A 22134-nucleotide genomic window follows, 5' to 3' on the forward strand; every position below is an offset into this window, starting at 1 on the left:
TTAGACTGTTGTGTACAAACAAACGCGAAGACCAATGACCAAAAAGAACTCACCCCATCGCCGCCACTTTCTTCACGCAGCAGCACTGGCTGCGGGCGTTGTGGCCGCCAGCAGTCCTCTGGTCAATGCTTGGGCGCAAGCGCCCAAGTGGCCCTCCAAGCCCATTCGGATCATCGTCGCTTTCCCACCCGGCGGTCTGACCGATGCCCTGGCCCGCAGTTATGGCGAGCACCTGTCCAGCAAGCTGGGGGTACCGGTGGTCATCGACAACAAACCCGGTGCAGGAGCCATCATTGGCATCGATGCCTGTGCCAAATCACCGGCCGACGGCTACACCCTGGTCATGAGCACCTCGGGCACCTTTTGGCAAAACCGCATCCTGTACACCAAGCTGCCTTACAACCTCGACAAAGACCTGACCCCTGTGACCGTCTTCCCGTCCGGGCCGCTGGTGGTGGGCATCAACGACAAAATTCCCGCCAAGAACATGGCCGAGTTTGTCGAATGGGCCAAAAAGAACCCCACCTCGATGGGCACCTATGCGCCGGGCTCTTACCCGCACATGGTGGCTGACCAGACCAACCGCCGCTTTGGCACCCAAATTCAGTCGGTGCATTACAAAGGTGAAGCCGCCATGTGGCTGGATGTGGCTTCGGGCCAATCGCAAATTGCGGTGGGCAGCTACTTGGCTTTCAATGCCGTGGCCTCGCGCGGCGTGCGCCCCATTGGCGTCACAGGCAGCTACCGCTCGCCCAAATTGCCCAACGTGCCGACGCTGATGGAACAAGGCGATACCGCCAAACTCGTCAGTCTGGAAGGTGGCTTGCCCATGCTCGCGCCTGCAGGCACACCCGAGCCGATCCTCAAACGCCTGGCCGACGAAGCTGTGGCCTGGTCCAACACCGACAAGGCCGCCAAGCTGCGCGAAACCTTCGCCATCCCCAACAAACCCAAGAACCTGGCCGATACGCGCAAGGACTGGGAGGGCGAAGTGCCCGTCTGGATCAAGCTGGCGGTGGACTTGGGCATCAAGCTCGACTGAGCCGAGGAACAAGCTGGCAACAAAGCCCCGGCATTTTTTGAAATGCCGGGGCTTTGCGTCTTTTGGGCCCCTAGAATGGACGCCATAGTTCTAAAAACCCCCCCACTTGCCGGAATGACCCCCGAAGCCAAAGCCCGAGTCCAGATTGACCAACTCTTGCAAGCCGCTGGCTGGCACGTTTGCAACATCGACCAAGTCAATCTGCATGCAGCGCAGGGCGTGGCCATCCGTGAATTCCCGCTCAACCCCGGCCACGGCTTTGCCGACTACCTGCTGTATGTGAATGGCAAAGCCTGCGGCGTGATCGAGGCCAAGAAAGAAGGCGTCACCCTCAAAGGCGTGGAGGCGCAGTCCGAGCGCTATGCCCAGGGCCTGCCCGCTGCCTTGCCCGCTTGGCGCAGGCCGTTGCCGTTTTTGTTCGAGTCCACTGGAGTGGAGACCCAATTCACCAACGGGCTGGACCCGCAGCCTCGCTCGCGCCGGGTGTTTGCCTTTTACCGGCCCGACTTGCTGGCGCAGTGGCTGCACATGCTGCCCCCGGCGGCTGGCCCGCAGGCTGCCAACGAAGCGCCATCCACCTTTTTGGCCCGCATGCGCGACATGCCCGAGCTGGTCACCCAATGGGGGCAGGGCGGAGCCAACTACCAGCTGTGGCCTGCGCAAATCAAGGCGGTGCAAAACCTTGAGAAAAGCCTGGCCGCCAACAAACCCAAAGCCCTGATTCAAATGGCCACGGGCAGCGGCAAAACCTTCACGGCCATCAGCTTCATTTACCGCCTCATCAAGTTTGGTGGTGCGCGGCGCGTGCTGTTTTTGGTGGATCGGGGCAACCTGGGCCGCCAGACCAAAAAAGAGTTTGACCAATACGCCAGCCCCTACAACAGCTACAAGTTTGGCGAAGAGTTCATCGTGCAGCACCTGCAAGGCAACCAGGTGGACACCAGCGCCCGCGTGGTCATTTGCACCATCCAGCGCATGTTCAGCTTGCTCAAAGGCAAAGAGCTGCCGCCCGAGGCCGACGAAGAAAGCGCCGAAGGCGCAGAGAGCCTATTCAAAGACCCCGAGCCCATTGGCTACAACCCAGCATTTCCCATCGAGCTGTTTGACATCGTTGTCACCGACGAGGCGCACCGCAGCATCTACAACCTGTGGCGGCAAGTGCTGGAGTATTACGACTCGTATCTGGTGGGCCTGACCGCCACGCCCAACAAACAAACCTTTGGCTTCTTCAACCAAAACTTGGTCATGGAATACGGCCACACCCAAGCCGTGGCCGATGGGGTGAACGTCAACTACGACGTGTACCGCATCCAAACCGAAGTGACCGAAAAAGGTGCGAAGGTCGAGAAGGGCTTTTGGCTTGAGACGGTAGACAAAGCTACCCGACGCAAAAGCGCTTGGCAGCTCGACGAAGACTTTGAATACGACCCCGCCGAGCTGGACCGCAGCGTGCAAACGCCGGACCAGGTCCGCAAAGTCATCACCACCTTCCGTGACCGGTTGCACACCGAAATCTTCCCCGGCCGCACCGAGGTGCCCAAGACGCTGGTCTTTGCCAAAGACGACAACCACGCCGAAAAGATTGTGGAAATCCTGCGCGAAGAATTTGGCAAGGGCAACGAGTTTGCGCAAAAGATCACCTACCGCACCACAGGCACCAAGCCCGAAGACTTGATCAGCGCGTTTCGCAACAGCTACTTTCCGCGAGTGGCCGTGACGGTGGACATGATCGCCACCGGCACCGACATCAAGCCGGTGGAAATTGTGGTGTTCATGCGAAGCGTCAAAAGCCGCAGCTTCTTTGAGCAGATGAAAGGCCGTGGCGTGCGTGTGTGCAACCCGGCCGACCTGCAAGCCGTCACGCCCGATGCCAAGGTGAAAGACCACTTTGTGATCGTGGACGCCGTGGGCGTGTGCGAGCGCGACAAAACCGACAGCCGCCCCATGGACACCAAGAAAACCGTGCCATTGGACAAACTGCTGCAAGCCGTGAGCTTGGGCAACGTGGAGGACGAGGTGCTGAGCAGCGTGGCCGCCCGCCTGGCCCGGCTAGACAAAGACCTGAGCCCCGCCGATCACGCCAAAGTGCTGGAAGCCAGCGGCGGCAAAAGCCTGCGCGACATGGCCAGCGGCATCGTGCAAGCGCTGAACGTGGATGACGATACATCGCCCGTTGAAGCCGAAGCCAAAAAGGTGGAAGCCGCCAAACCCTTTGCCAACCCCGAGTTGCGCACCTTGATCTTGCAGCTGCGCCAAAAGGCCGACCAAGTGGTGGACATCGTCACGCAAGACACGCTGCTGCACGCGGGCTTCAGCGAAGCCGCAAGCGAACGCGCCAAAGGACTGGTGCAAAGCTTTGAAGCTTTCATTGCCCAGCACAAAGACGAAATCACGGCGCTGCAAATTTTGTACAACCGCCCCAGCCGCGCCCCGCTGACCTACCGCGACATCAAAGCACTGGCCGACGCGCTGCACGCGCCGCCACACCTGATCGACGAAAGCCAGCTGTGGCAAGCCTATGCCGCGCTGAACAAAACCAAAGTGAAGGGTGCCAGCCAACGCCGCCTGTTGACCGACTTGGTCAGCCTGGTGCGCTTTGCCATGCAGCAAGACAACGAGCTGGTGCCTTACCCCGAACGCGTGCAAGGCAACTACAACGCGTGGCTGGCCCAACAACAAGCGGCCAAAGGCCACACCTTTAACGCCGAACAACTGCACTGGCTGGAAATGATCAGAGACCACATCGCCGCGAATCTGGGCATAGAGCCCGACGACTTTGAAACGGCCCCCTTCTTGGGTAAGGGCGGCCTGGGCAAAGTGCATCAGCTGTTTGGTGCGGAGTTGACGCAGGTGATTGAGGCGATGAATCGGGAGTTGGTGGCGTGAGTAAGGACCAATCTGCAGAGATGATGTCCCGCCCATTGCCGAAAGGGTGGAGTTGGGTTCCCTTGGGACAGTACGTTGAAAACCATGACGGGCGAAGAGTACCTATTTCACGGAGCGAGCGTGAGTCGCGTCAAGGAGCTTTTCCGTACTACGGGGCATCTGGTGTTATTGACACCATTGATGGATTCACACATGAAGGTGAATTTGTTTTGATTGGCGAGGATGGCGCGAATCTGCTCACACGCTCAAAGCCACTTGCGTTTCTGACTCGCGGCAAGGTCTGGGTCAACAACCATGCACATGTCTTGCGCTGCAAGCCCGGATTCTCAAATGCGTATCTGGCTTATTACATCAACTCAATCAACTTATCGGCATATGTGACTGGTACAGCTCAGCCCAAGTTGAGTCAATCCATGATGAACAAAATTCCGATTCCTGTTGCACCGCCGGAGCAGCAAACAGAAATCGTCGCCGAGATTGAAAAACAGTTCTCCCGCCTTGACGAAGCCGTTGCCAACCTCCAGCGCGTCAAAGCCAACCTCAAACGCTACAAAGCCTCCGTCCTCAAAGCCGCCGTCGAAGGCCGCCTCGTCGAAACCAAGGGCGAATGGCGGATGTCAACACTCGGAGACGAGGGATCGATCGCCGGCGGTTTGACCAAGAATCAAAAGCGCAACGACCTGCCGCTGAAGCTGCCTTATCTGCGAGTGGCGAACGTTTACGCCAATGAGCTGAGGCTGGACGACATCGAATACATCGGCGTCGCAGAGAAGGAGCTGGAAAAACTGCTTGTGCAAAAGGGTGACTTGCTGGTGGTCGAGGGCAACGGGAGTCCGGACCAAATTGGCCGGGTGGCGCTGTGGAATGATGCGATTCCGAACTGTGTTCATCAGAACCACCTCATTAAGATTCGTTTTGGCGACGGGGTTTTGTCGGAATGGGCGCTGGTATGGATGCTCTCTCCAGTCGGTCGACGTGCGATCGAGCAGGTATCTGTCTCCACCTCGGGCTTGCACACCTTGAGCGTGGGCAAGGTCTCCCGCTTGCCAATCGGCGTCCCCTCGCTTGAAGAGCAATTTCGCATCGTTGCAGAGGTCGACCGTCAGCTTTCGGTCTTGCGCGGCATGGTCACTGCGGTGGACGCCAACCTACAGCGCTCTAAGTCACTTCGTCAATCCATCCTCACCAATGCCTTTTTCTCACCTTCGCCCATTGAAGGTTCCACCGCCTGACTACCGAACCCTTATGACCAGCAACCTGCAGATCCGCCACGAAACGCTGACCATCGCCGACCTTGTGAGTCGCTATGAAAATGGCGCGCTGAACCTTTCACCCACGTTTCAGCGTAAGTCAGTCTGGCGTGACAAGGACCGGACTTTGCTCATCCAGAGCCTGCTCGGTGGATTTCCAATCCCTGCGATTTTTCTGTATAGACGTCATGACGGGCATAGGCCCTGCTATGACGTGATCGACGGTAAGCAGCGCCTGGAAACCATCTTCCGTTTCATGGGCGCCATGCGTGGTGCCTTTTCGGTCAAGGCCGAGGTGACGGGATTGGATGGTGTGCAGCAGTTAAGTTCGAGTTCCCTCAAGCGCAATCGCCAGCACATGTCCCTCATTCGTCCTCGACTAGATGGTTACCGAATTCCCGTAATCGAGGTCGATGGTGATCTGAGCGATATCGTCGAACTGTTCGTGCGTATCAACTCGACTGGCAAGACCTTAACCACTCAGGAGCGCCGGAACGCCCGCTATTCGGGTTCCGAACTGTTGAAAGCGGCCACATCGCTGGCGAATAAGCTGGAGCCAAAATTCACCGCGCTGGGTGTGTTCAACGAAGCCCAGCGTTCCCGCATGAAGCATGTTGAGTTTTGTGCCGAGATCATCCTAAGCCTGCATCAGGGCGATGTGCTCAACAAGAAAGCTGCAGTGGACCGGGTCATGGCCGCTTCGTCTATCCCCCCAGCCCAGCTCAGGAAAAGCGTCGCTGCCGCGTTTGCCGTGGTGGGCCGTGTGGCGCGCATGTTCCCCGAGCTGAAGACCACGCGTTTCCATCAACTGGTGGACTTCTATTCCTTAGTCGTGCTCGTGGCCAAACTGCAGACCGAGGGTGCCATCCTGATCGAACGCAAACGAAATCAACTGGCCTGGGATTTGTTGAAAGCTTTTGGGGTGGAGGTAGACAGGGTGCGGGAGCAGCAGCGCAAGGTGCAGGGCGCCGTGGAAGGTCAGGAGTTGTACCGGGATTACCTGATGACTGTGTCTCAAATGACGGACGATGTCAGTCAGCGCCGGCATCGCGAGAAGATCCTGCGCGCCGTTATAGGTCCGGTGTTTGCCTCTCGCGATGCCCAGCGCGGCTTCACGCCCGAGCAACGACGGCTGCTTTGGAACTCCTCTGCCGACAAAAAGTGCAGCGATTGTGGTGAGAAGCTGTCTTGGGAGAACTTCAGCATCGACCATGTGGACCCACATTCGCGGGGTGGCCGATCCACCTTGGATAATGCTGCACTGGTGTGCAAGCCCTGCAATTCGTCCATGGGCAATCGGCGACCCACACGTCGTACCACTACCAATTGAAGCGGGCATTGTGAGCGCTTCGCAGCCTTTCTCCCTGCGCATCTTCGTCGCCGACGGCGACCCCGATGGCCTGCGCATCGTCGAGCGGTCCAACTGGGTCGGCCGTGCGCTGGTGTTTCCTCGTGCGGCCTGGGCGCAACCCAGCGTGTCCACCCGGCCCGAGCTGCAGCAAACGGGCGTGTACCTGCTGCTGGGGCCGCGTGAAGACGGCGAGGGTGACCGGCTCTACATTGGCGAGGGCGACCCGATCAAGCCGCGCCTGACCACGCACCACAGCGGCACTTTCCAAAAAGACTTCTGGACACGGGCGATCTGTTTTGTCTCCATGGGCCAAGGCCTCAACAAAGCGCATGTGCAGTTTCTGGAGTCCAACTTGATCCGCCTGGCCAAGCAGGCCAAGCGGGTGCCGCTGGATGTGGAGAATAAAAAGAACGAGACCGAGCCCACCCTCAGCGAGGCCGACCGCGCCGACATGCAGGTGTTTTTGCAGCACATGCTGGGCATGCTGCCAGTGCTGGGTGTGCATGCTTTCGAGCAGCCACCCCATGCCCCCGCCGCCAGTGCGCCACAGCTGACGTGCAAGGGCAAAGGCCTGTTGGCCCGTGGCTATGAATCCACCCAGGGTTTTGTGGTCAAGGCGGGTTCGCAGGCGGCGGCGCAAGCGGTGCCTTCGGTTCCGCCCGGCACCTTGGCTTTGCGTGAGCAATTGCAGGATCTGGGTGTGCTGGTTGAGCAGGGCAACACTTACGCATTCACACAGGACTATGCCTTCAGTTCACCCAGCACAGCGGCCAGTGTGTTGCTCGGCCGAAGTGCCAACGGGCGGCTGGAGTGGAAGGACGCGCAGGGACACTCGCTTAAGGTGTTGCAGGAGGATGGGCGATATGACTGACAAACCCGCTTGTTGCTGCCCCGTTTTGCCGCTCGGTTCCAACTGCTGCAATGAGTCGTGTTGGTTCAAAACTGTCCGTTCAAAAGGGTTTTTGGGCGTAAACCCTAATGACATGTCGACGATAAATGTTAAGCTATGCCTAAACAACTGTATGTTTTAACCGAGATCAAATTGAGTGACTTTGAGCCAGGTATGGTGTCTGCTCAAGGACGATTCAAGTTGGTTTCGGCATGCTCAGACGCCAATCGCAGAGAGTCGGCGATGGTGTTTGAGACTGTTCAGGGTATGCATGGTAATGATCAAAGACAGGCCTTGTTCGGCTTAAAAATGCTCTTGAAGTTGGCCCAGTTGGGCAAACCGTTCAATCAGCTTGCAGACGCGAAGGCGGTGCATGAAGCGTTTGACCCTTTTTACTGTGATGTAACCAAAAAGAACGAAACAGTGTGGCGATACAGACATGGCGACATTCGGATTTTGTTTTATTACGCGGCAGACAAGGTGGTCTTGTTGACGCACACACTGCCTAAACGGACTGACAAGCTTTCAGCAAAAGACATCAAAGTGGCCAAACAGGCCGTGGTTGATTTTTTGACAGCGTCCCGATCTGCAGCGGGTCTGCAGTGGATTGAATGAAGTGAGATAACGATGGAACACAAACCTCTTTTTGGCGACTTGATTGCAGCCCATGAAGGGTTGGCGGAAGAGTTCAAAGCCGTGGATGTGGCGGCAGATTTAACGCTGCTGTTGCACCACGCTGGCAAATCGCGGGCTGATCTTGCGCGTGCACTGGGTTGGAGCCGTGCTCGTGTGACGCAAGTGCTGTCTGGCCATGAAAACCTCACCGTTCAGACCATTGCTGCCGTCACCAAGGCCTTGGGGTTCACCTTCGATGCGGTTTTTCGCAAGACAGGTGCGCCTGCAGCGATTCAGCTCTGGGAAGCGCAGGCCACTTTGGCACTGGACATGGTGGATGCGCCGGACTTGCAAGAGTGGATGAGCCGCAAAACCATGAAGCCCATGGCAGGCCGGTTTACTGGTGCCATGGAGTTCGTGTACTTTGACACTGAACTTGATTCATCAAACCAAGACCTGATGTTCCTGGGAGAACCTTGTGCAGCTTAGTCCTTTGCAGTTGATGGAGTACACGTTTGACGGCGTGTCGGTGATGCCTGTGGATGGGTATGAGGCAGACCCCGCGTTTGCACCGGGCTTGGTGTTTTTCCCCGGAAAATTGGCAATGTCTGCCGATACGGGGTTGGCGTTGCTGGATGAGCAGGAGAAATACTCAGATTTCGGCGTCAAACTGACCTTGCGGGTTGGACCTAAAGAGGGGACGCAAGCGCCATACAACATTCAGGTTTCTGTACGTGGCACTGTGCGCATGCATTTGACACAAGCCCAAGGTCAATCCGAAGAGCGTCGTGTTCGCGCATTGGTGAATGGGGCATCTCTTTTGTACGGTGCTGTGCGGGAGATGGTGAGCACCATCACAAGCCGCTCCGCACATGGGCCGCTGTTGCTGCCCTCATTGAGCTTTCAGGACTTGGCCAACCAACAGCCTGATTCGCTGGCGTCAGCTGCATTGCCAGCGGCTGCGCCCGCAAAGCGCAAAAAGGCGGTTGCACGAACCAAACCCAAGGTTTGAGACTGCGTCCTTTCCTCTTGTGTTTCATAAAGTGCTCTGCTGGCCGGTACTCCCCCCATCGTTCGGGTTACACCCCTCTAAGAATGATGAAACTCCCCTCAATGCTCCCCTCATTTGGAAGGGGACTCCCCTCATTTGAACTCTGTACTCCCCTCATTTGCGAATGAATCAATACACGATCTTTGGAAAGCCAGCCATGTTGATCAAACTCAATGCCAGAAACCAGATCACGCTGCCCAAGAGCCTGATGCAAGCGGTGGGGCCGACCGACTGCTTTGATGTCGAAACCAAGGGCGGACAGATCGTTTTGACGCCTGTGCGCTTCTTCGCAGCCGATGCATTGCGAGCAAAACTGGCCGAACTGGGCATCACAGAGACCGATACGACCGCAGCCGTTGATTGGGCGAGGGCGCAAGCGCCAACCACTTGAGTCCATACGCTATTCGTGAACAGCGAATGAGCTTTTAAATTTTTGATTTCCCCCGAATGAACACCACCACCCACACCCTCGTCCAAAAGCTCTGGAACTATTGCAGCGTGCTGCGCGACGACGGCATGAGCTACGGCGACTATGTGGAGCAGCTGACGTATTTGCTGTTCCTCAAGATGGCCGACGAGCGCAGCCAGCCGCCTTACAACCAGACCAGCATCGTGCCCGCCGCCTATGCCTGGCCCACGCTGTTGGGGCGCGATGGCGATGACCTGTTTGACCACTACCGCCACGCGCTGGAAAAGCTGGGCCAAGAAAAGGGCACGCTGGGCCTGATCTTTGCCAAGGCGCAAAACAAGTTTCAAGACCCGGCCAAGCTGCGCCGCGTGATTGTGGATTTGATCGACGCCGAGACCTGGACGGTGCTGGGCGCGGATGTGAAGGGCGACGCCTACGAGGGCTTGCTGGAGAAGAACGCGCAAGACACCAAGAGTGGGGCGGGGCAATACTTCACGCCGCGTGCGCTGATCGCGGCCATGGTCGAGTGCATCGACCCCAAGCCCGCTGAGCGCGTGTGCGACCCGGCCTGCGGCACGGGCGGCTTTTTGTTCAGCGCCCACCAGCATGTGGTGGACCACCACCCCAACCTGACCAAAGATGAGAAAAAGCACCTGAAAGAAAGCGCTTTTGTGGGCTTTGAGCTGGTGCAGGCCACCGCCCGCGTGTGCGCCATGAACTTGCTGCTGCACGGCATTGGCTCTGAAAAGTCGGTGCCCGTGCGCGTGGGCGATGCGCTGGGCGCTGACCCCGGTGAGCGCTTTGAGGTGGTGCTGGCCAACCCGCCGTTTGGCAAGAAGAGCAGTACCGTGATCGTGGGCGAAGACGGCCGCACCAGCACCGAAAAAGACACGATCGAGCGCGACGACTTTTGGGCCACCACCAGCAACAAGCAGCTGAACTTTGTGCAGCACATCAAAACCCTGCTGGCCATCCATGGCCGGGCGGCGGTGGTGTTGCCTGACAACGTGCTGTTTGAAGGCGGCGCGGGCGAGACTATTCGCAAAAAGCTGCTGCACGAATGCGACTTGCACACGCTGCTGCGCTTGCCCACGGGCCTGTTTTATGCGCAGGGCGTGAAGGCGAACGTGCTGTTTTTTGACAAGAAGCCCGCTTCTGAAAAACCTTGGACGCAAAAGCTGTGGATTTACGACCTGCGCACCAACAAGCATTTCACGCTCAAAACCAACCCGATGCGCCGGGCGGATTTGGACGAGTTTGTGCAGCTGTACAAGGTGGGCAAGCGCCACGAGCGTACTGATACCTGGACCGCTGAGAACCCCGATGGCCGCTGGCGTGCTTACAGCTACGACGAGCTGATCGCCCGCGACAAGACCAGCCTGGACATCTTCTGGCTCAAAGACGAAAGCCTGGCTGACAGCGACAATCTTCCTGCCCCTGCAGTGATTGCCCAAGAAATTGTGGAGGACCTGCAGGCCGCGTTGGAGCAATTCAAGCTGATTGCGGGTGATTTGGGGGCAGAAGTGCCCGAAGAGGCGGTTTAATTGTGGCCATGAACAAAACCGATCAGATGAGTTTTTTCGGCTTTGAAGCTGAGCCTGCAGTCAAGCCCGCAGCCGCCAAGCCTGCCAAAGCCAAAGCCGGAAAGCCTGCGGCACCAGCGGTCAAGTTGCCTGACTTGGTCCTCGCGGAGTCGGCACCGCCCGCCATGTCCGCAGAACAAACCCCGACTTTGTCGCAGGCACCAGCGACCACCTTGTCCGAGCCCCTGGATGCCAGTGCTGCGCCCGCTGATGAGCATGAGGCCATGGCGCAGGCCCTGGCGCAGCACCCTGACTTTCGCGTGCTGCGCCGCCTGCGGCCGCGCACCGACTACGGCCCGGTCAGCGGCCAAAGCACGCGGCGCGTGATCGTGCTCGACACCGAAACCACGGGCCTCGATGCGCGCAACGAAAAGGTCATCGAGCTGGCCATGTTGTCTGTGCTGGTGGACACCGCCACCGGCCAGCCCGTGGGTCCGGTCACCCTCTACGAGTCGTTTGAAGACCCCGGCAAACCCATCCCGCCGCAGATCACCGAGATCACCGGCATCGACGACAGCATGGTCCAAGGCCAGCGCATCGATGACGCGGCTGTGACCGCGCTGGTCGAGCAAGCCGACTTGATCGTCGCGCACAACGCCGGTTTTGACCGCCCCTTTGTAGAAAGCCGCTGGCCCGTCTTTGCACGCAAGGCCTGGAATTGCTCGTTTGCCGGCATCGATTGGAAAAAAGAAGGCAGCGGCTCGGCCAAGCTGGAGTTTTTGGCCTCCGAGCGCGGCTGGTTCTACGATGCGCACCGCGCCCAGGTGGACTGCCATGCGCTCTTGCAGGTCTTGTCTTCACCTTTGGCGGACGGCCAGACCGGCTTGTCGCGCCTGTTGAACGGGGCAGGGCAGACCCGCTACAAATTGCGGGCCACCGGCGCCCCGTTTGAAGCCAAAGACAAGCTCAAGTCGCGCGGCTACCGCTGGGACGGCGAAGGCCGCGTCTGGTGGTGCAGCTTGTCGTCTGACGACTTGCTCGACGCCGAATGCGCTTGGCTGCGTTCCGAGGTCTATGGTCAGCGCAGCGCCCGCGTACAACTTGAAGCCATGGACAGCCTGGTGCAGTTCTCCAGCCGTGCGGGCCAGGTGTCAGACCGAAGCCTTTGACTGCCGACTGAGTTTCCGATCAAACCCCGTAACGGTCGCGGTAGGCCTGCACTTTGGGCAGGTGCTGGCCCATCTCGTTGCCGTCTTGCGCGGAGAGGTAGGCCAACAAGTCCGACAGCTGCGCGATGCAGCACACGCCCATGCCCAAGGTGTTGCGCACGTATTGCACGGCGCTGTGGGGCACGTCTTGCACCGAGCCGTCGGCTTGTTTTTCGGTGGCCATTTCCTGACGGTCCAAAGCAATGGCCATGGCATGCGGGGTGGCGCCAGCGGCTTTGATCAAAGCAATCGATTCGCGCGCGGCGGTGCCCGCGCTCATGACGTCGTCCACGATCAGCACGCGGCCTTTGAGTGGGGCGCCAACCAAGGAGCCGCCTTCGCCGTGGTCTTTGGCTTCTTTGCGGTTGTAGGCAAAGGGCACGTTTTTGCCCAAACGGGCCAGCTCGATGGCCACGGCCGCACCCAGCGGGATGCCTTTGTAGGCGGGGCCAAAGATCATGTCGAACTCGATGCCGCTGGCCAGCAGGGCTTTTGCATAAAATTGCGCCAGTCGGCTGAGCTTGGCGCCATCGTCAAACAGACCGGCGTTGAAAAAGTAAGGGCTCATGCGGCCCGCTTTGGTTTTGAATTCACCGAAGCGCAGCACGCCCGATTCGATTGCAAACTGCACAAATTCTTGAGCGAGCGCCTGCATGTTGGCGCTGCTTGCCTGTTCTGTCACCATGGGGAAATCCTTGTTCAAACTCACCAGCCTCAACCTCAACGGCATCCGTTCGGCCACGACCAAAGGGGTCGAAGCTTGGCTGGCGCAAGAGAACCCCGATTGTATTTGCGTGCAAGAGGTCAAAGCCCAGGCCCCCGATGTGGCGGGCAAGTTCGAAGAGTTGGCCGGGCTGAAGGGCCATTTTCACTTTGCCCAGAAGAAGGGCTACTCGGGTGTGGGTGTGTACACCCGCCACGAGCCCAGCGATGTGGTCATCGGCTTTGACGGCGACGAGTTCGATGCCGAGGGGCGCTATGCCGAGGTGCGTTTTGACACGCCCGCCCGCAAGCTGTCGATCATCAGCGTGTATTTCCCGAGCGGCTCGTCGGGCCCCGAGCGGCAAGAAGCCAAGTTCCGCTTTTTGGACAAGATGTACCCGCACCTGATGGCCCTCAAAGCTGAGCGCGATTTTGTGGTGTGCAGCGATGTGAACATTGCGCACCAGCAGGCCGACTTGAAGAACTGGAAGGGCAACCTCAAGAACAGCGGTTTCTTGCCCGAAGAGCGCAACTGGATGACCAAGCTGACCACCGAAGGTGGCGTGGTGGACGTGTACCGGCACCTCAAGCCTGAGACCACCGACGATTGCTACACCTGGTGGAGCAACCGGGGTCAGGCGTATGCCAAGAACGTGGGCTGGCGTTTGGACTACCACTTGGCCACGCCGACCGTGGCCCATGCGGCCCGGGCCGAATCCATCTACAAAGGCGAGAAGTTTTCAGACCATGCGCCGATCACGATCGAGTATGACTTGAGCTTGTGAGCCGCAGCCCGTGCGCTGCAGGTCACCCGGCAGACTCAACGTGTGTAGGTGAGCATTCGGCCTTTATAGGCAGGCTCTTTGCCCTGGGCGGCCTGGTCCAGCACGCGCTCATGCATCGCAAAGCCCACCCGCGCCATGTGCTTGTGGAAAGCCGCCCGGTTGCCGCGGTTGGGGTCGACCACCCAAATTTCCGAGCTGGCTGCGGCATGTGCATCAATGAACTGCGCTAAGGTGCCAGCCTCATCGCGTTCGTACAAGACGTCGCTGCCCACGATCAAATCAAACAAGCCCAGCAGAGGCGCATCGTGCGGCTGTGTGAGTACAGGCATGCCATCGTCGCGAACGGCTGCGGTGCCCCACAAGCCGTGCCGGTATTCGATCGGGCGAAGCTTGTTCAGGCGGGTGTTGTTGTCCAGAAACGCATGCGTCAGCGGATGGCAATCGCTGGCCGTGACGTTGGCACCGCGCCGTTGCGCCACCAAGCTGGACAAGCCCAGACCGCAGCCAATTTCCAGAATGCGCTCACCCGTCACAGGGCGCAGTGCCATGCGTTCCGCCATGCGCGAACCCGAGGGCCAGAGCAAGCCAAACAAAGGCCAAGTGGCCGATGAAATGCCCAAATTGAGGGCTTCTTCGAGCGGGTCATGGAATTGGTTTTTGTCGAGCAGGGAGCGAATGATCAGGTCATTCACGCCCAAAACAGAAATGCTTTCCTGTTTGGTCAGGTAGCCGGTGGGTCTTGTGAGCAGATGGGCAATCGAGGCCAGTGCGGGTACATCAGGTCAGCGGGCACTGGACAGCTGACTGTACTGCAGATGTCACAACCCGTGCGCTGGCTTTACAGGAGCCGCAACCGCTGCGCGATCGGTTGCTGACCCAAGCACTTGAATCGCGGACGGTACTGCGCCAGAAGCTCAAGCCCGATCGCGCACATAAGGGTTGGACTGGCGCTCGCGGCCAAACGTGCTCTCAGGACCGTGCCCCGGAATGAACACCGTGTTGTTACCCATGGGCCACAGGCGCTCTTTGATGCTGTTGATCAGGTCTTCGTGGTTGCCTTGCGGGAAGTCCGTGCGGCCGATGCTGCCAGCAAACAGCACATCGCCCACAAAGGCGCGCTGGATGTCGGGTGAGTAAAACACCACATGGCCAGGCGTGTGGCCAGGGCAGTGGCGCACTTGCAGGGTGTGGCTGCCCAGTGTCACCGTGTCCCCGTCAGCAAGCCAGCGGGTGGGCTTGAAAGCGCGTGCGGGTGGAAAGCCGTACATGGACGCAGCCTGCGTGAGGCCGTCGATCCAGAACTGGTCAGCCGGATGCGGGCCGATGATGGGCAACTGCAATTGCTCGGCCAGATCGGCTGTGCCTGCGGCATGGTCCACATGACCATGGGTGATCCAGATTTGTTCGAGTTGGAGGCCCAGCTGCTTGACCGCACCCAGCAGCACAGGCAGATCGCCCCCCGGATCAATGACCGCCGCTTGGCGCGTCTGGTCGTCCCAGACCAGAGAGCAGTTTTGCTGGAAGGGCGTGACGGGGATGGTTTGGTATTTCAGCATCCCTGAATTATCAGGGCGTTGACCATCAACCCGCAGCCTCGGCCTCGTTCTTGCCCTCGGCGCGATACCCTGCCAGCACGGCATCCCATGGCACCACCCCCACGCGGTTCGCCCAGGCTTGCCAATCGGCCACCAATGCGTGAACGATGTTGGGGTGCTGTGCAGCCAGATCCGTTGTTTCGGCCCGATCGGTGTCCATGTCATAAAGCTCCCAGGGCTTGGGGTACTCGCGCACGAGTTTCCAGCGACCCAGGCGGATGGCCGCGTTCCCGGTGTGCTCCCAATGCAGGGCATGGTCAGTTGCGGGGTCGCCGCGCAAAACAGGCAGAAGGCTGCAGCCTTCGCACCTCGGAACAGGTCGGTCTTGGAAGCTTTCTGGGTAAGGGACTTGCGTTGCCTCCAAGATCGTCGGCAACACGTCGGTCAGCTGTGACGGTGACCTGACAATGGCACCCGTGTCCAGCCCCCCCGCAGGCCAATGCACGATCAAGGGGGTGGAGATGCCGCCCTCATGCGTCCAGCGCTTGTACAGCCGAAAAGGCGTGTTGGACAGGTTGGCCCAGGCACGACCATAGCTGGCGTAGGTGTCTTCCGGCCCTGGCACGATGGCGGGTTCGTTGCCCACTTGCAGCTCGCGACCATTTCGTGGCTTGAGGCGATCCAAATCCGGCCTGCGGTTTTTGAACGCTTGCGCGCTGCTGTCCAGCGGAAGCACTTCAGCACAAGCGCCGTTGTCCGACATGAAGAACACCAGGGTGTTCTCCAGTTGACCGGTCTCTTCAAGGGTGGCGAGGATGTCGCCGATGCCCTGATCCATTCGGTGCACCTGGGCTGCATAGACTTCCATGCGGCGGGCTTCCCAAGCTTTGTTTTCCGCCTGCTCCCAAGCGGGTTCCTCGGTGTCGCGCTCACAGGCCTGCACGGCATCCGCGAGCAGCCCGGATTCACGCAGTTTCTGCATCCGCCGTTCACGCAGCACATCCCAGCCTTCGTCGTAACGGCCACGGTATTTGGCGATGTCCTTTTCATGCGCTTGAAGCGGCCAGTGCGGCGCGGTGTAGGCGACATACATGAAGAACGGTTGCTTGAGCTGTGACTGTTCACGCACAAAGGTGCAGGCTTCTTGCGAGATCGCGTCGGTGTAGTAGTAGTCCGCTTGCTCCGTGGCTTCGGCTTCTGCGTTGCGTTCACCGCGGGTCAGCGATGCGGGCTGGAAGTAGGAGCACGAACCCGCAAGCGTTCCGTAAAAGTGATCGAATCCGCGCCGTGTGGGCCATGCGCCATTGACCTGCCGGATGTTCGAGGCCAGATGCCACTTGCCCACGAGGGAGGTCGCATAGCCCGCTGCAGACAGGATTTCGGCCACGGTGACGCAGTCGTCATGGAGGGAGCCCGGGTAGCCATGCGGACGATCGTCCTTGGTGAGGATGCCGATGCCCGTTTGGTGTGGATGAAGGCCCGTCAAGACCGAAGCCCTTGAAGGGCTGCAGCGGGCCGTGTTGTAGAACTGGGAGAAGCGCACACCACCGGCTGCCAGTCGGTCGATGTGCGGGGTTTCAATCTCGCTGCCGTAACAGCCGATGTCGGAGAATCCCATGTCATCGGCCAGGATCAGGAGTACGTTGGGTTGGTTTGCCATGGGTCTTGCATTCAATGGGCACCGCTGGGTGTCCGGGATCAGTCGAAAGTGATCTTGGCTTTCTTGACCAATTGACCGATCTGGTCATAGGACTTTTGCAGCGCCTGGGCATACTCCACAGGCGTTGATGCGAACGGGGTGAATCCGGCGTTCTCCAGTTGCTGGCGAATGTCAGCTTGCTCCAGCAGCCGCTTGATTTCGGCGTTGATCCGAGTCACGGCACCTGCAGGCGAGCCGGTCGGCATCAGCAGGCCCCAATAGTTGCCAAACGAGAACGCCGGCACGCCCGACTCCGCGATGCTTGGCACGTTCGGCAGCACCGCAATGCGTTCGGCGGTCACAGCCAGTGCTTTGAGCTTGCCTGCCTTGACCTGCGAGAGGGCACTGCCGTCGATCAACAAGTCGATGTGCCCACCGAGCAAGTCATTGAGCGCAGGCGCACCACCGCGGTAAGGGACGTGGACGATGTCCAGACCTGCCGCCGCCTGCAGGGCTTCGAGGCACAGGTGACCCATGGTGCCGTTGCCTGCGGTGCCGCATTTGTATTTGCCCGGGTTGGCCTTGGCCAGTGCCAAAAATTCTTGGAACGACTTGGCCGGAAAATCAGGCAAGGCGGTCACGACGATCGAGACTTTGGCCAGGGTTGAGACGGCGACAAAGTCTTTGGCCGGGTCGTAAGGCACATTGGGCTGGGCGTATCGGCTGACGACCAGGTCGCTGAGATTGCCCAGCCCCAGGGTGTGACCATCGGCGAGTGCGCGGGCAGCAGCTGTCATCCCGATCACGCCACCGGCACCTGCGCGGTTTTCCACGACCACAGGCTGGCCGAGTGCCTTGGCCAGCGGCACGGAGAAAATGCGGGCCAGAATGTCCGTGTTGCCACCGGGTGGGTTCGGCACGATCAGTGTGAGGGCTTTGCTCGGATAGCTGGGCTGGGCGCGTACGGCGGTGGGCAAAATCGCTGCGGCCACGCCTGCAGATGCCGCACCAAGCAAAGTGCGGCGCTTGAAGGCAAGTTCTGTGAAGCCCTCAACCAAACGCAGCGATCGGCCATTGAAAAATTTCATGGGGTGTGTCTCCGTGATGGGTGTGCCGAAACAGGGCTTGCCCTTCAAGCCACACAATGATCTTATGTCGAGATTTTTCCTGAGGTATCACCCCGACAAGCAGGAGACCCATGCTTTTGAAGATATACCTGAGTTAAGGCCGGTTGACCTCGGGCATCCAATGGGCCAGCGTGGGCAAGGCCTGCTTGGCATGACGGCGCACCACGGCGTAAACCGCTTGGCATGCTTGCGTCGGGGCCGTGTGCGACGAAAGCCGCAGCACGATGTGGCGGTCCAGGCTCGGCTGGACAATGCGTGCGGCCTGCAGTTCGCCCCGGGCAACTTCTGTGCGCACGGCACTCAGGCCGACGATGGCATAAACACCACCTGCTGTAACGAGCTTTTTCTGGAGATTCAAGCTGTCGCATTCCAGCTTGATGTTCAGACGAATGCCCCGGCGACTGGCCCAATGCTCCAGGACATCATGAAAGGCATACGGGCGGCCTGGAACGGCCAAGGGGATGTCGTGCAAAAGGTCGAAAGGGATCGTCTCGGACGCGGTCAATGGGTCCCCGGGTGCGCTGATCAGGACATGCGGCATTTTCGCGATACCGTCACCCCGCCCACTGCGGCCTCGTGTGTTCTCGGAAAAAAGAGCGATGTCCAGCTCGCCACGGTCGAGGCGTGTGGATACACGCCCGCTCATGCCACTGACCAAGTGCAGCCTGACCTTGGGGAACAAACGTTCCAATTCCTCATAAATCGGCCCACACAGAGCGTCGGCCAAAGAGTCGATGATCCCGATGCGAACGAGTCCCGTCGGTTCCCGAAGCATGCCGGTCGCGTCCTCGGCCAGCAGTTGTCCTGCCTGAACCCATGCTTTGACGCGCGGATAAAGACGCTGACCGATCTCGTTCAGACGCACCCCGCGTGCGGTTCGCTCGAAGAGCTTGCCACCACAAACGCTTTCAATCGCCGCAAGCTGGCGGCTGATCGCCGATTGGGCGACATCGCGTGCGGCAGCGGTGTCCGTCAAACTGCCACACTCCGCTATCTGAAGAAACAATTGCCATTGATCGATGGAGAGCGGCGAAGTCATCTCAGTGAGCGTTGGGTGAAGCGGCAAGTGACGTTGGGCGCTGCTGAGGTGTCATGACCTGTCGGCAGCGTCGTGGGCACACGACTGCAATTGGGCCAAGGTCAAGAAATCCAGTGCGCGGGCATGGGTTGACGCCAGAACGACAGGCGGTGCAACGCCGGCATCGAAGGCTTCTTTCCAGCGCAATGCACACAGGCACCACCGATCGCCTGCTTTCAAACCGGCGAACCTGAATTCACGTCGGGGCGTGATCAGGTCATTGCCACGACTCAGCGAAAAATCCAGAAATTCTGGGGTAACTTTGGCGCACACAACATGACTGCCTTGGTCGTGTTCGTCGGTATGGCAGCAACCGTCTCGGAAATACCCGGTCAAGGGGTCATAAGAGCACGGAACCAGTGCGGTCCCCAGGACGTTCAAGGCGTTGTGGAGCATGTGGCTTTTCTAGGGCGGCGCTCCAACACAAAATGGAGCTGAGACAATGATGGTATCTGACGGCGGCGTCCAAGGCATGGCGCGTCGATAAACCCTGACAGGACGTTGGATGACTTTGCGCTGCCAACTTTTGGCCGCGCTCACGGCGAATACAACAGGAGCGGTACATGACCCAAGACGAACGGTGCTGTGGCACGGGCACATGCATCATCAATGAGGACGGCTATTGCTGGTGCGGTCAGCGCTGGGATGGCGAGAAAATGTGTTTCCCCAAAGAGGGAGCTGAACCGAACAGCGCCCCCTCTGGCCAATCGGGATCATCCGACGTGCAGGACTGAATTTGCCGGCGCAGTCTTGTGCTGCAGGCGTCCAGTCGAAGATCAGCGCTGAACGGCCTGCTCGTACAGGTGCTGCACTTTGGGCAGGTTGGCTTCCAGCTCTTGAATGCGGTTGGCCCCGCTGGGGTGGGTGGACAAGAAAGAGGCGTTGTTGTTGCCGCCAGACGCGGCTTGCATTTTCTTCCACAGGGCAACGCTGGCATCGGGGCGGTAGCCAGCACGAACGGCGATTTCCAGGCCCACCAGATCGGCTTCGGTTTCATCGTCGCGGCTGTATTTGAGGGTCAGCAGCTGGGTGCCCATATTGGCCGCCGCATCGCCCAGCGCGCCCAAGCCCAGCAGCTGCGATGCAATCGACAGGCCCATGCCGGTGACTTTGCTTTTGGCCAAGCGTTCGCGGGCGTGTTCACGCAGGGCGTGGGCCATTTCGTGGCCCATGATCATGGCGGCTTCGTCGTCGTTCAGCTGCAGCTGGTCCAGGATGCCGGTGTAAAACGCGATCTTGCCGCCGGGCATGCACCAGGCATTGAGCTGTTTGCTGCCGATCAGGTTGACTTGCCACTTCCATTCGCGGGCACGGGGGTTCCACTGTGCGGTGTGGGGAATCAGGCGTTTGGCGATGGCGTGCAGGCGTTGCAGTTGCGGGTGACCGTCAGGGGCCAATGCGCCTTTGGCGCGTGCATCGGCCAAAACCTGGCTGTATTGCTGGCGGGCCGAGTTTTCCAGTGTTTCAGCGGGCACCAGGTTGCGCACGCTGGAGGCCGAGCCGACGTCCACTTGTGCCAATGCGGAGCCTGCTGCCGTAGCGCCTGCCGCCAACAGGAAACCCCTGCGTGCGTTCCAGCGGTGATCGCCAGACGTTGCCGAAGGGGAGGACGGGGTTTTGAGGTCACAGAGCCAGCACATGGAGGCGGATCATAACCAAGAAGCTGTCAATTGGCATGCCCTGATAATTGAGCGATGACTGAAACCACCCTTTCTTCTGAAGCGTCTGCGCGCACGTGGCGCGAGTCGCTGCGTTTGTATCTGCAACCGGCCAGTTTGCGCATGCTGTTGCTGGGGTTTTCGGCGGGTTTGCCGCTGTTGCTGGTGTTGGGTACCTTGAGCTTTCGCCTGCGCGAGGCGGGCATTGACCGCAGCACGATTGGCTATTTGAGCTGGGTGGGTTTGGCTTACGGCGTCAAGTGGATGTGGGCCCCCTTGGTGGACCGTTTGCCGATCCCGTGGCTGACGGCACGCTTGGGGCGCCGGCGCAGTTGGCTGCTGCTGTCGCAGGCTTTCATCATGACGGGCTTGGTGGGCATGGCCTTGAACGATCCTACGCAGCTGTTGGGACCCTTGGTGGCTTGTGCGTTGGCCGTTGCCGTTGCATCGGCCACGCAAGACATTGCGTTGGACGCTTACCGCATCGAGTCGGCCGAGGTGAATGCCCAAGCGGCACTGGCCGCCACGTACCAAACAGGTTACCGTCTGGCCATGATCTGGGCAGGTGCAGGGGTGCTGTGGATTGCCGCACGTGCGCAGGGCGCAGAGACCATGGGGTATGCACAGGCCGCCTGGCAAACCGCTTATTTGGTGATGGCGGTCAGCTTGTTGCCAGGCATGTTGATGGTCTTGGGCTCGCCCGAGCCTGTGCCTGCCCCGATGAAGCCCGCCCGCAATGTGGCCGAGTGGGTGCAAGGTGCGCTGGTCGATCCGTTTGCCGATTTTTGGCGTCGCTACCGCTGGCAGGCGGTGCTGGTGCTGGCCTTGATCGCGGTCTACCGCATCAGCGATGTGGTCATGGGCATCATGGCCAATCCGTTTTACGTGGACATGGGCTTCACCAAAGACGAAGTGGCGGCGGTGACCAAGGTCTATGGCGTGGTGATGACTTTGGTGGGGGCGTTCATTGGCGGCGTGTTGTCGGCCCGCTGGGGCGTGATGCGCATCTTGATGCTGGGCGCCATCTTGAGCGCGGCGAGCAATTTGTTGTTCGCCTGGCTCAGCGGTGTGGGCCACGATGTGACCGCGCTCATCTGGGTGGTCTCGGCCGACAACCTGGCCAGTGGCATTGCGTCTGCGGCGTTCATCGCTTATTTGTCGTCGCTGACCAACATCAGTTATTCGGCCACGCAGTACGCGCTGCTCAGCTCGATGATGCTGTTGTTGCCCAAGTTCATCGCGGGTTTTTCGGGGGAGTTTGTGAACGCTTACGGCTACGCGTATTTCTTTCAGGCAACGGCTTGGCTTGGTTTGCCGGTGCTGCTGTTGGTGGCGTTGGCTTCAAGGGTGCGGCCAGCGGCTTGAGTTGGCTGGGTTTACCGAACT

The 22134-nt window shown here is 59.5% G+C and carries 22 protein-coding genes; 14 read left to right on the plus strand and 8 right to left on the minus strand.

Annotation, left to right across the window (positions count from 1 at the left end):
* Nucleotides 1-34 precede the first annotated feature (34 nt).
* The 11 genes from B9Z52_RS10290 to B9Z52_RS10340 all read left to right on the plus strand — a co-directional run bounded on the left by B9Z52_RS10290 (nucleotide 35) and on the right by B9Z52_RS10340 (nucleotide 12185).
* Nucleotides 35-1042, plus strand: coding sequence for a tripartite tricarboxylate transporter substrate binding protein (locus B9Z52_RS10290; RefSeq protein WP_108413750.1), 1008 nt, complete (start codon nucleotides 35-37; stop codon nucleotides 1040-1042).
* Between the two features lie 114 nt (nucleotides 1043-1156).
* Nucleotides 1157-3928 (plus strand): type I restriction-modification enzyme R subunit C-terminal domain-containing protein, encoded by a 2772-nt coding sequence (locus B9Z52_RS10295; RefSeq protein ID WP_108413751.1) that lies wholly within the window; start codon nucleotides 1157-1159, stop codon nucleotides 3926-3928.
* Between the two features lie 23 nt (nucleotides 3929-3951).
* Nucleotides 3952-5160: a restriction endonuclease subunit S gene (locus B9Z52_RS10300; RefSeq protein ID WP_255417815.1), complete on the plus strand. Its 1209-nt coding sequence runs from the start codon at nucleotides 3952-3954 to the stop codon at nucleotides 5158-5160.
* A gap of 13 nt (nucleotides 5161-5173) precedes the next feature.
* A complete protein-coding gene (locus tag B9Z52_RS10305; protein WP_158270536.1) occupies nucleotides 5174-6508 on the plus strand; it encodes a DUF262 domain-containing protein in 1335 nt (444 codons plus the stop codon).
* Nucleotides 6509-6518: 10 nt separating this feature from the next.
* A complete protein-coding gene (locus B9Z52_RS10310; protein WP_108413754.1) occupies nucleotides 6519-7400 on the plus strand; it encodes a GIY-YIG nuclease family protein in 882 nt (293 codons plus the stop codon).
* A gap of 135 nt (nucleotides 7401-7535) precedes the next feature.
* Nucleotides 7536-8033 carry a type II toxin-antitoxin system RelE/ParE family toxin gene (locus tag B9Z52_RS10315; protein ID WP_108413755.1) on the plus strand — a complete coding sequence of 166 codons (498 nt, stop codon included), beginning with the start codon at nucleotides 7536-7538 and terminating at the stop codon, nucleotides 8031-8033.
* Nucleotides 8034-8045: 12 nt separating this feature from the next.
* Complete coding sequence (locus tag B9Z52_RS10320) at nucleotides 8046-8522, plus strand: helix-turn-helix domain-containing protein (RefSeq protein ID WP_108413756.1); 477 nt, start codon at nucleotides 8046-8048, stop codon at nucleotides 8520-8522.
* Nucleotides 8523-8637: 115 nt separating this feature from the next.
* On the plus strand, nucleotides 8638-9045 hold the full coding sequence (locus B9Z52_RS10325) for a protein-export chaperone SecB (protein ID WP_108413858.1): 408 nt from the start codon (nucleotides 8638-8640) through the stop codon (nucleotides 9043-9045).
* Between the two features lie 196 nt (nucleotides 9046-9241).
* A complete protein-coding gene (locus B9Z52_RS10330) occupies nucleotides 9242-9475 on the plus strand; it encodes an AbrB/MazE/SpoVT family DNA-binding domain-containing protein (RefSeq protein ID WP_108413859.1) in 234 nt (77 codons plus the stop codon).
* A gap of 56 nt (nucleotides 9476-9531) precedes the next feature.
* Nucleotides 9532-11037 (plus strand): class I SAM-dependent DNA methyltransferase, encoded by a 1506-nt coding sequence (locus B9Z52_RS10335; protein WP_108413757.1) that lies wholly within the window; start codon nucleotides 9532-9534, stop codon nucleotides 11035-11037.
* An 8-nt stretch (nucleotides 11038-11045) separates the two neighbouring features.
* Nucleotides 11046-12185: a 3'-5' exonuclease gene (locus B9Z52_RS10340; protein ID WP_108413758.1), complete on the plus strand. Its 1140-nt coding sequence runs from the start codon at nucleotides 11046-11048 to the stop codon at nucleotides 12183-12185.
* Between the two features lie 19 nt (nucleotides 12186-12204).
* Here the strand turns inward: B9Z52_RS10340 and pyrE are convergent, their stop codons facing one another.
* Nucleotides 12205-12909: an orotate phosphoribosyltransferase gene (gene pyrE / locus B9Z52_RS10345; RefSeq protein ID WP_108413759.1), complete on the minus strand. Its 705-nt coding sequence runs from the start codon at nucleotides 12907-12909 to the stop codon at nucleotides 12205-12207.
* Between the two features lie 10 nt (nucleotides 12910-12919).
* Between pyrE and B9Z52_RS10350 the strand changes: the two genes are divergently transcribed.
* Nucleotides 12920-13711 carry an exodeoxyribonuclease III gene (locus tag B9Z52_RS10350; RefSeq protein WP_108413860.1) on the plus strand — a complete coding sequence of 264 codons (792 nt, stop codon included), beginning with the start codon at nucleotides 12920-12922 and terminating at the stop codon, nucleotides 13709-13711.
* Between the two features lie 35 nt (nucleotides 13712-13746).
* Here the strand turns inward: B9Z52_RS10350 and B9Z52_RS10355 are convergent, their stop codons facing one another.
* The 6 genes from B9Z52_RS10355 to B9Z52_RS10380 all read right to left on the minus strand — a co-directional run bounded on the left by B9Z52_RS10355 (nucleotide 13747) and on the right by B9Z52_RS10380 (nucleotide 19486).
* Entirely contained in the window at nucleotides 13747-14403 is a 657-nt protein-coding gene (locus B9Z52_RS10355) for a methyltransferase (protein ID WP_233251919.1), read from the minus strand.
* A gap of 222 nt (nucleotides 14404-14625) precedes the next feature.
* Nucleotides 14626-15267 carry an MBL fold metallo-hydrolase gene (locus B9Z52_RS10360; RefSeq protein WP_108413761.1) on the minus strand — a complete coding sequence of 214 codons (642 nt, stop codon included), beginning with the start codon at nucleotides 15265-15267 and terminating at the stop codon, nucleotides 14626-14628.
* Nucleotides 15268-15292: 25 nt separating this feature from the next.
* Nucleotides 15293-16906, minus strand: coding sequence for an arylsulfatase (locus tag B9Z52_RS10365; RefSeq protein ID WP_108413762.1), 1614 nt, complete (start codon nucleotides 16904-16906; stop codon nucleotides 15293-15295).
* Between the two features lie 38 nt (nucleotides 16907-16944).
* Nucleotides 16945-17973 carry a tripartite tricarboxylate transporter substrate binding protein gene (locus tag B9Z52_RS10370; protein WP_146182825.1) on the minus strand — a complete coding sequence of 343 codons (1029 nt, stop codon included), beginning with the start codon at nucleotides 17971-17973 and terminating at the stop codon, nucleotides 16945-16947.
* A gap of 133 nt (nucleotides 17974-18106) precedes the next feature.
* The gene (locus B9Z52_RS10375; protein WP_108413764.1) at nucleotides 18107-19051 is read right to left on the minus strand and encodes a LysR family transcriptional regulator; all 945 of its coding nucleotides are present in this window, start codon (nucleotides 19049-19051) and stop codon (nucleotides 18107-18109) included.
* 51 nt (nucleotides 19052-19102) lie between these two features.
* Entirely contained in the window at nucleotides 19103-19486 is a 384-nt protein-coding gene (locus B9Z52_RS10380; RefSeq protein ID WP_108413765.1) for a DUF2237 family protein, read from the minus strand.
* Nucleotides 19487-19653: 167 nt separating this feature from the next.
* On the opposite strand from B9Z52_RS10380, the gene B9Z52_RS18000 reads away from it, so the two are divergent.
* Nucleotides 19654-19824, plus strand: coding sequence for a hypothetical protein (locus B9Z52_RS18000; protein ID WP_199222077.1), 171 nt, complete (start codon nucleotides 19654-19656; stop codon nucleotides 19822-19824).
* A 42-nt stretch (nucleotides 19825-19866) separates the two neighbouring features.
* On the opposite strand, the gene B9Z52_RS10385 is transcribed toward B9Z52_RS18000, so the two are convergent.
* Nucleotides 19867-20730, minus strand: coding sequence for a M48 family metallopeptidase (locus B9Z52_RS10385; RefSeq protein WP_108413766.1), 864 nt, complete (start codon nucleotides 20728-20730; stop codon nucleotides 19867-19869).
* A 54-nt stretch (nucleotides 20731-20784) separates the two neighbouring features.
* Here B9Z52_RS10385 and B9Z52_RS10390 point away from each other — a divergent pair, with 54 nt between their 5' ends.
* Nucleotides 20785-22113, plus strand: a complete 1329-nt coding sequence (locus tag B9Z52_RS10390; RefSeq protein ID WP_108413767.1) for an MFS transporter — start codon at nucleotides 20785-20787, stop codon at nucleotides 22111-22113.
* The last annotated feature ends 21 nt before the right edge of the window (nucleotides 22114-22134 follow it).

Origin of the sequence: Limnohabitans sp. Jir72, assembly GCF_003063575.1 — a bacterium.
Classification (GTDB): Bacteria; Pseudomonadota; Gammaproteobacteria; order Burkholderiales; family Burkholderiaceae_C; genus Limnohabitans_A.

Excerpts from the sequence above, each read along its gene's own strand:
- B9Z52_RS10290 (WP_108413750.1), top strand. The coding sequence starts at position 35 with ATGACCAAAAAGAACTCACCCCATCGCCGCCACTTTCTTCACGCAGCA.
- B9Z52_RS10295 (WP_108413751.1), top strand. The coding sequence starts at position 1,157 with ATGACCCCCGAAGCCAAAGCCCGAGTCCAGATTGACCAACTCTTGCAA.
- B9Z52_RS10300 (WP_255417815.1), top strand. The coding sequence starts at position 3,952 with ATGTCCCGCCCATTGCCGAAAGGGTGGAGTTGGGTTCCCTTGGGACAG.
- B9Z52_RS10305 (WP_158270536.1), top strand. The coding sequence starts at position 5,174 with ATGACCAGCAACCTGCAGATCCGCCACGAAACGCTGACCATCGCCGAC.
- B9Z52_RS10315 (WP_108413755.1), top strand. The coding sequence starts at position 7,536 with ATGCCTAAACAACTGTATGTTTTAACCGAGATCAAATTGAGTGACTTT.
- B9Z52_RS10320 (WP_108413756.1), top strand. The coding sequence starts at position 8,046 with ATGGAACACAAACCTCTTTTTGGCGACTTGATTGCAGCCCATGAAGGG.
- B9Z52_RS10325 (WP_108413858.1), top strand. The coding sequence starts at position 8,638 with ATGTCTGCCGATACGGGGTTGGCGTTGCTGGATGAGCAGGAGAAATAC.
- B9Z52_RS10330 (WP_108413859.1), top strand. The coding sequence starts at position 9,242 with ATGTTGATCAAACTCAATGCCAGAAACCAGATCACGCTGCCCAAGAGC.
- B9Z52_RS10335 (WP_108413757.1), top strand. The coding sequence starts at position 9,532 with ATGAACACCACCACCCACACCCTCGTCCAAAAGCTCTGGAACTATTGC.
- B9Z52_RS10340 (WP_108413758.1), top strand. The coding sequence starts at position 11,046 with ATGAACAAAACCGATCAGATGAGTTTTTTCGGCTTTGAAGCTGAGCCT.
- pyrE (WP_108413759.1), bottom strand. The coding sequence starts at position 12,909 with ATGGTGACAGAACAGGCAAGCAGCGCCAACATGCAGGCGCTCGCTCAA.
- B9Z52_RS10360 (WP_108413761.1), bottom strand. The coding sequence starts at position 15,267 with ATGCTGAAATACCAAACCATCCCCGTCACGCCCTTCCAGCAAAACTGC.
- B9Z52_RS10365 (WP_108413762.1), bottom strand. The coding sequence starts at position 16,906 with ATGGCAAACCAACCCAACGTACTCCTGATCCTGGCCGATGACATGGGA.
- B9Z52_RS10370 (WP_146182825.1), bottom strand. The coding sequence starts at position 17,973 with ATGAAATTTTTCAATGGCCGATCGCTGCGTTTGGTTGAGGGCTTCACA.
- B9Z52_RS10375 (WP_108413764.1), bottom strand. The coding sequence starts at position 19,051 with ATGACTTCGCCGCTCTCCATCGATCAATGGCAATTGTTTCTTCAGATA.
- B9Z52_RS10380 (WP_108413765.1), bottom strand. The coding sequence starts at position 19,486 with ATGCTCCACAACGCCTTGAACGTCCTGGGGACCGCACTGGTTCCGTGC.
- B9Z52_RS18000 (WP_199222077.1), top strand. The coding sequence starts at position 19,654 with ATGACCCAAGACGAACGGTGCTGTGGCACGGGCACATGCATCATCAAT.
- B9Z52_RS10385 (WP_108413766.1), bottom strand. The coding sequence starts at position 20,730 with ATGTGCTGGCTCTGTGACCTCAAAACCCCGTCCTCCCCTTCGGCAACG.
- B9Z52_RS10390 (WP_108413767.1), top strand. The coding sequence starts at position 20,785 with ATGACTGAAACCACCCTTTCTTCTGAAGCGTCTGCGCGCACGTGGCGC.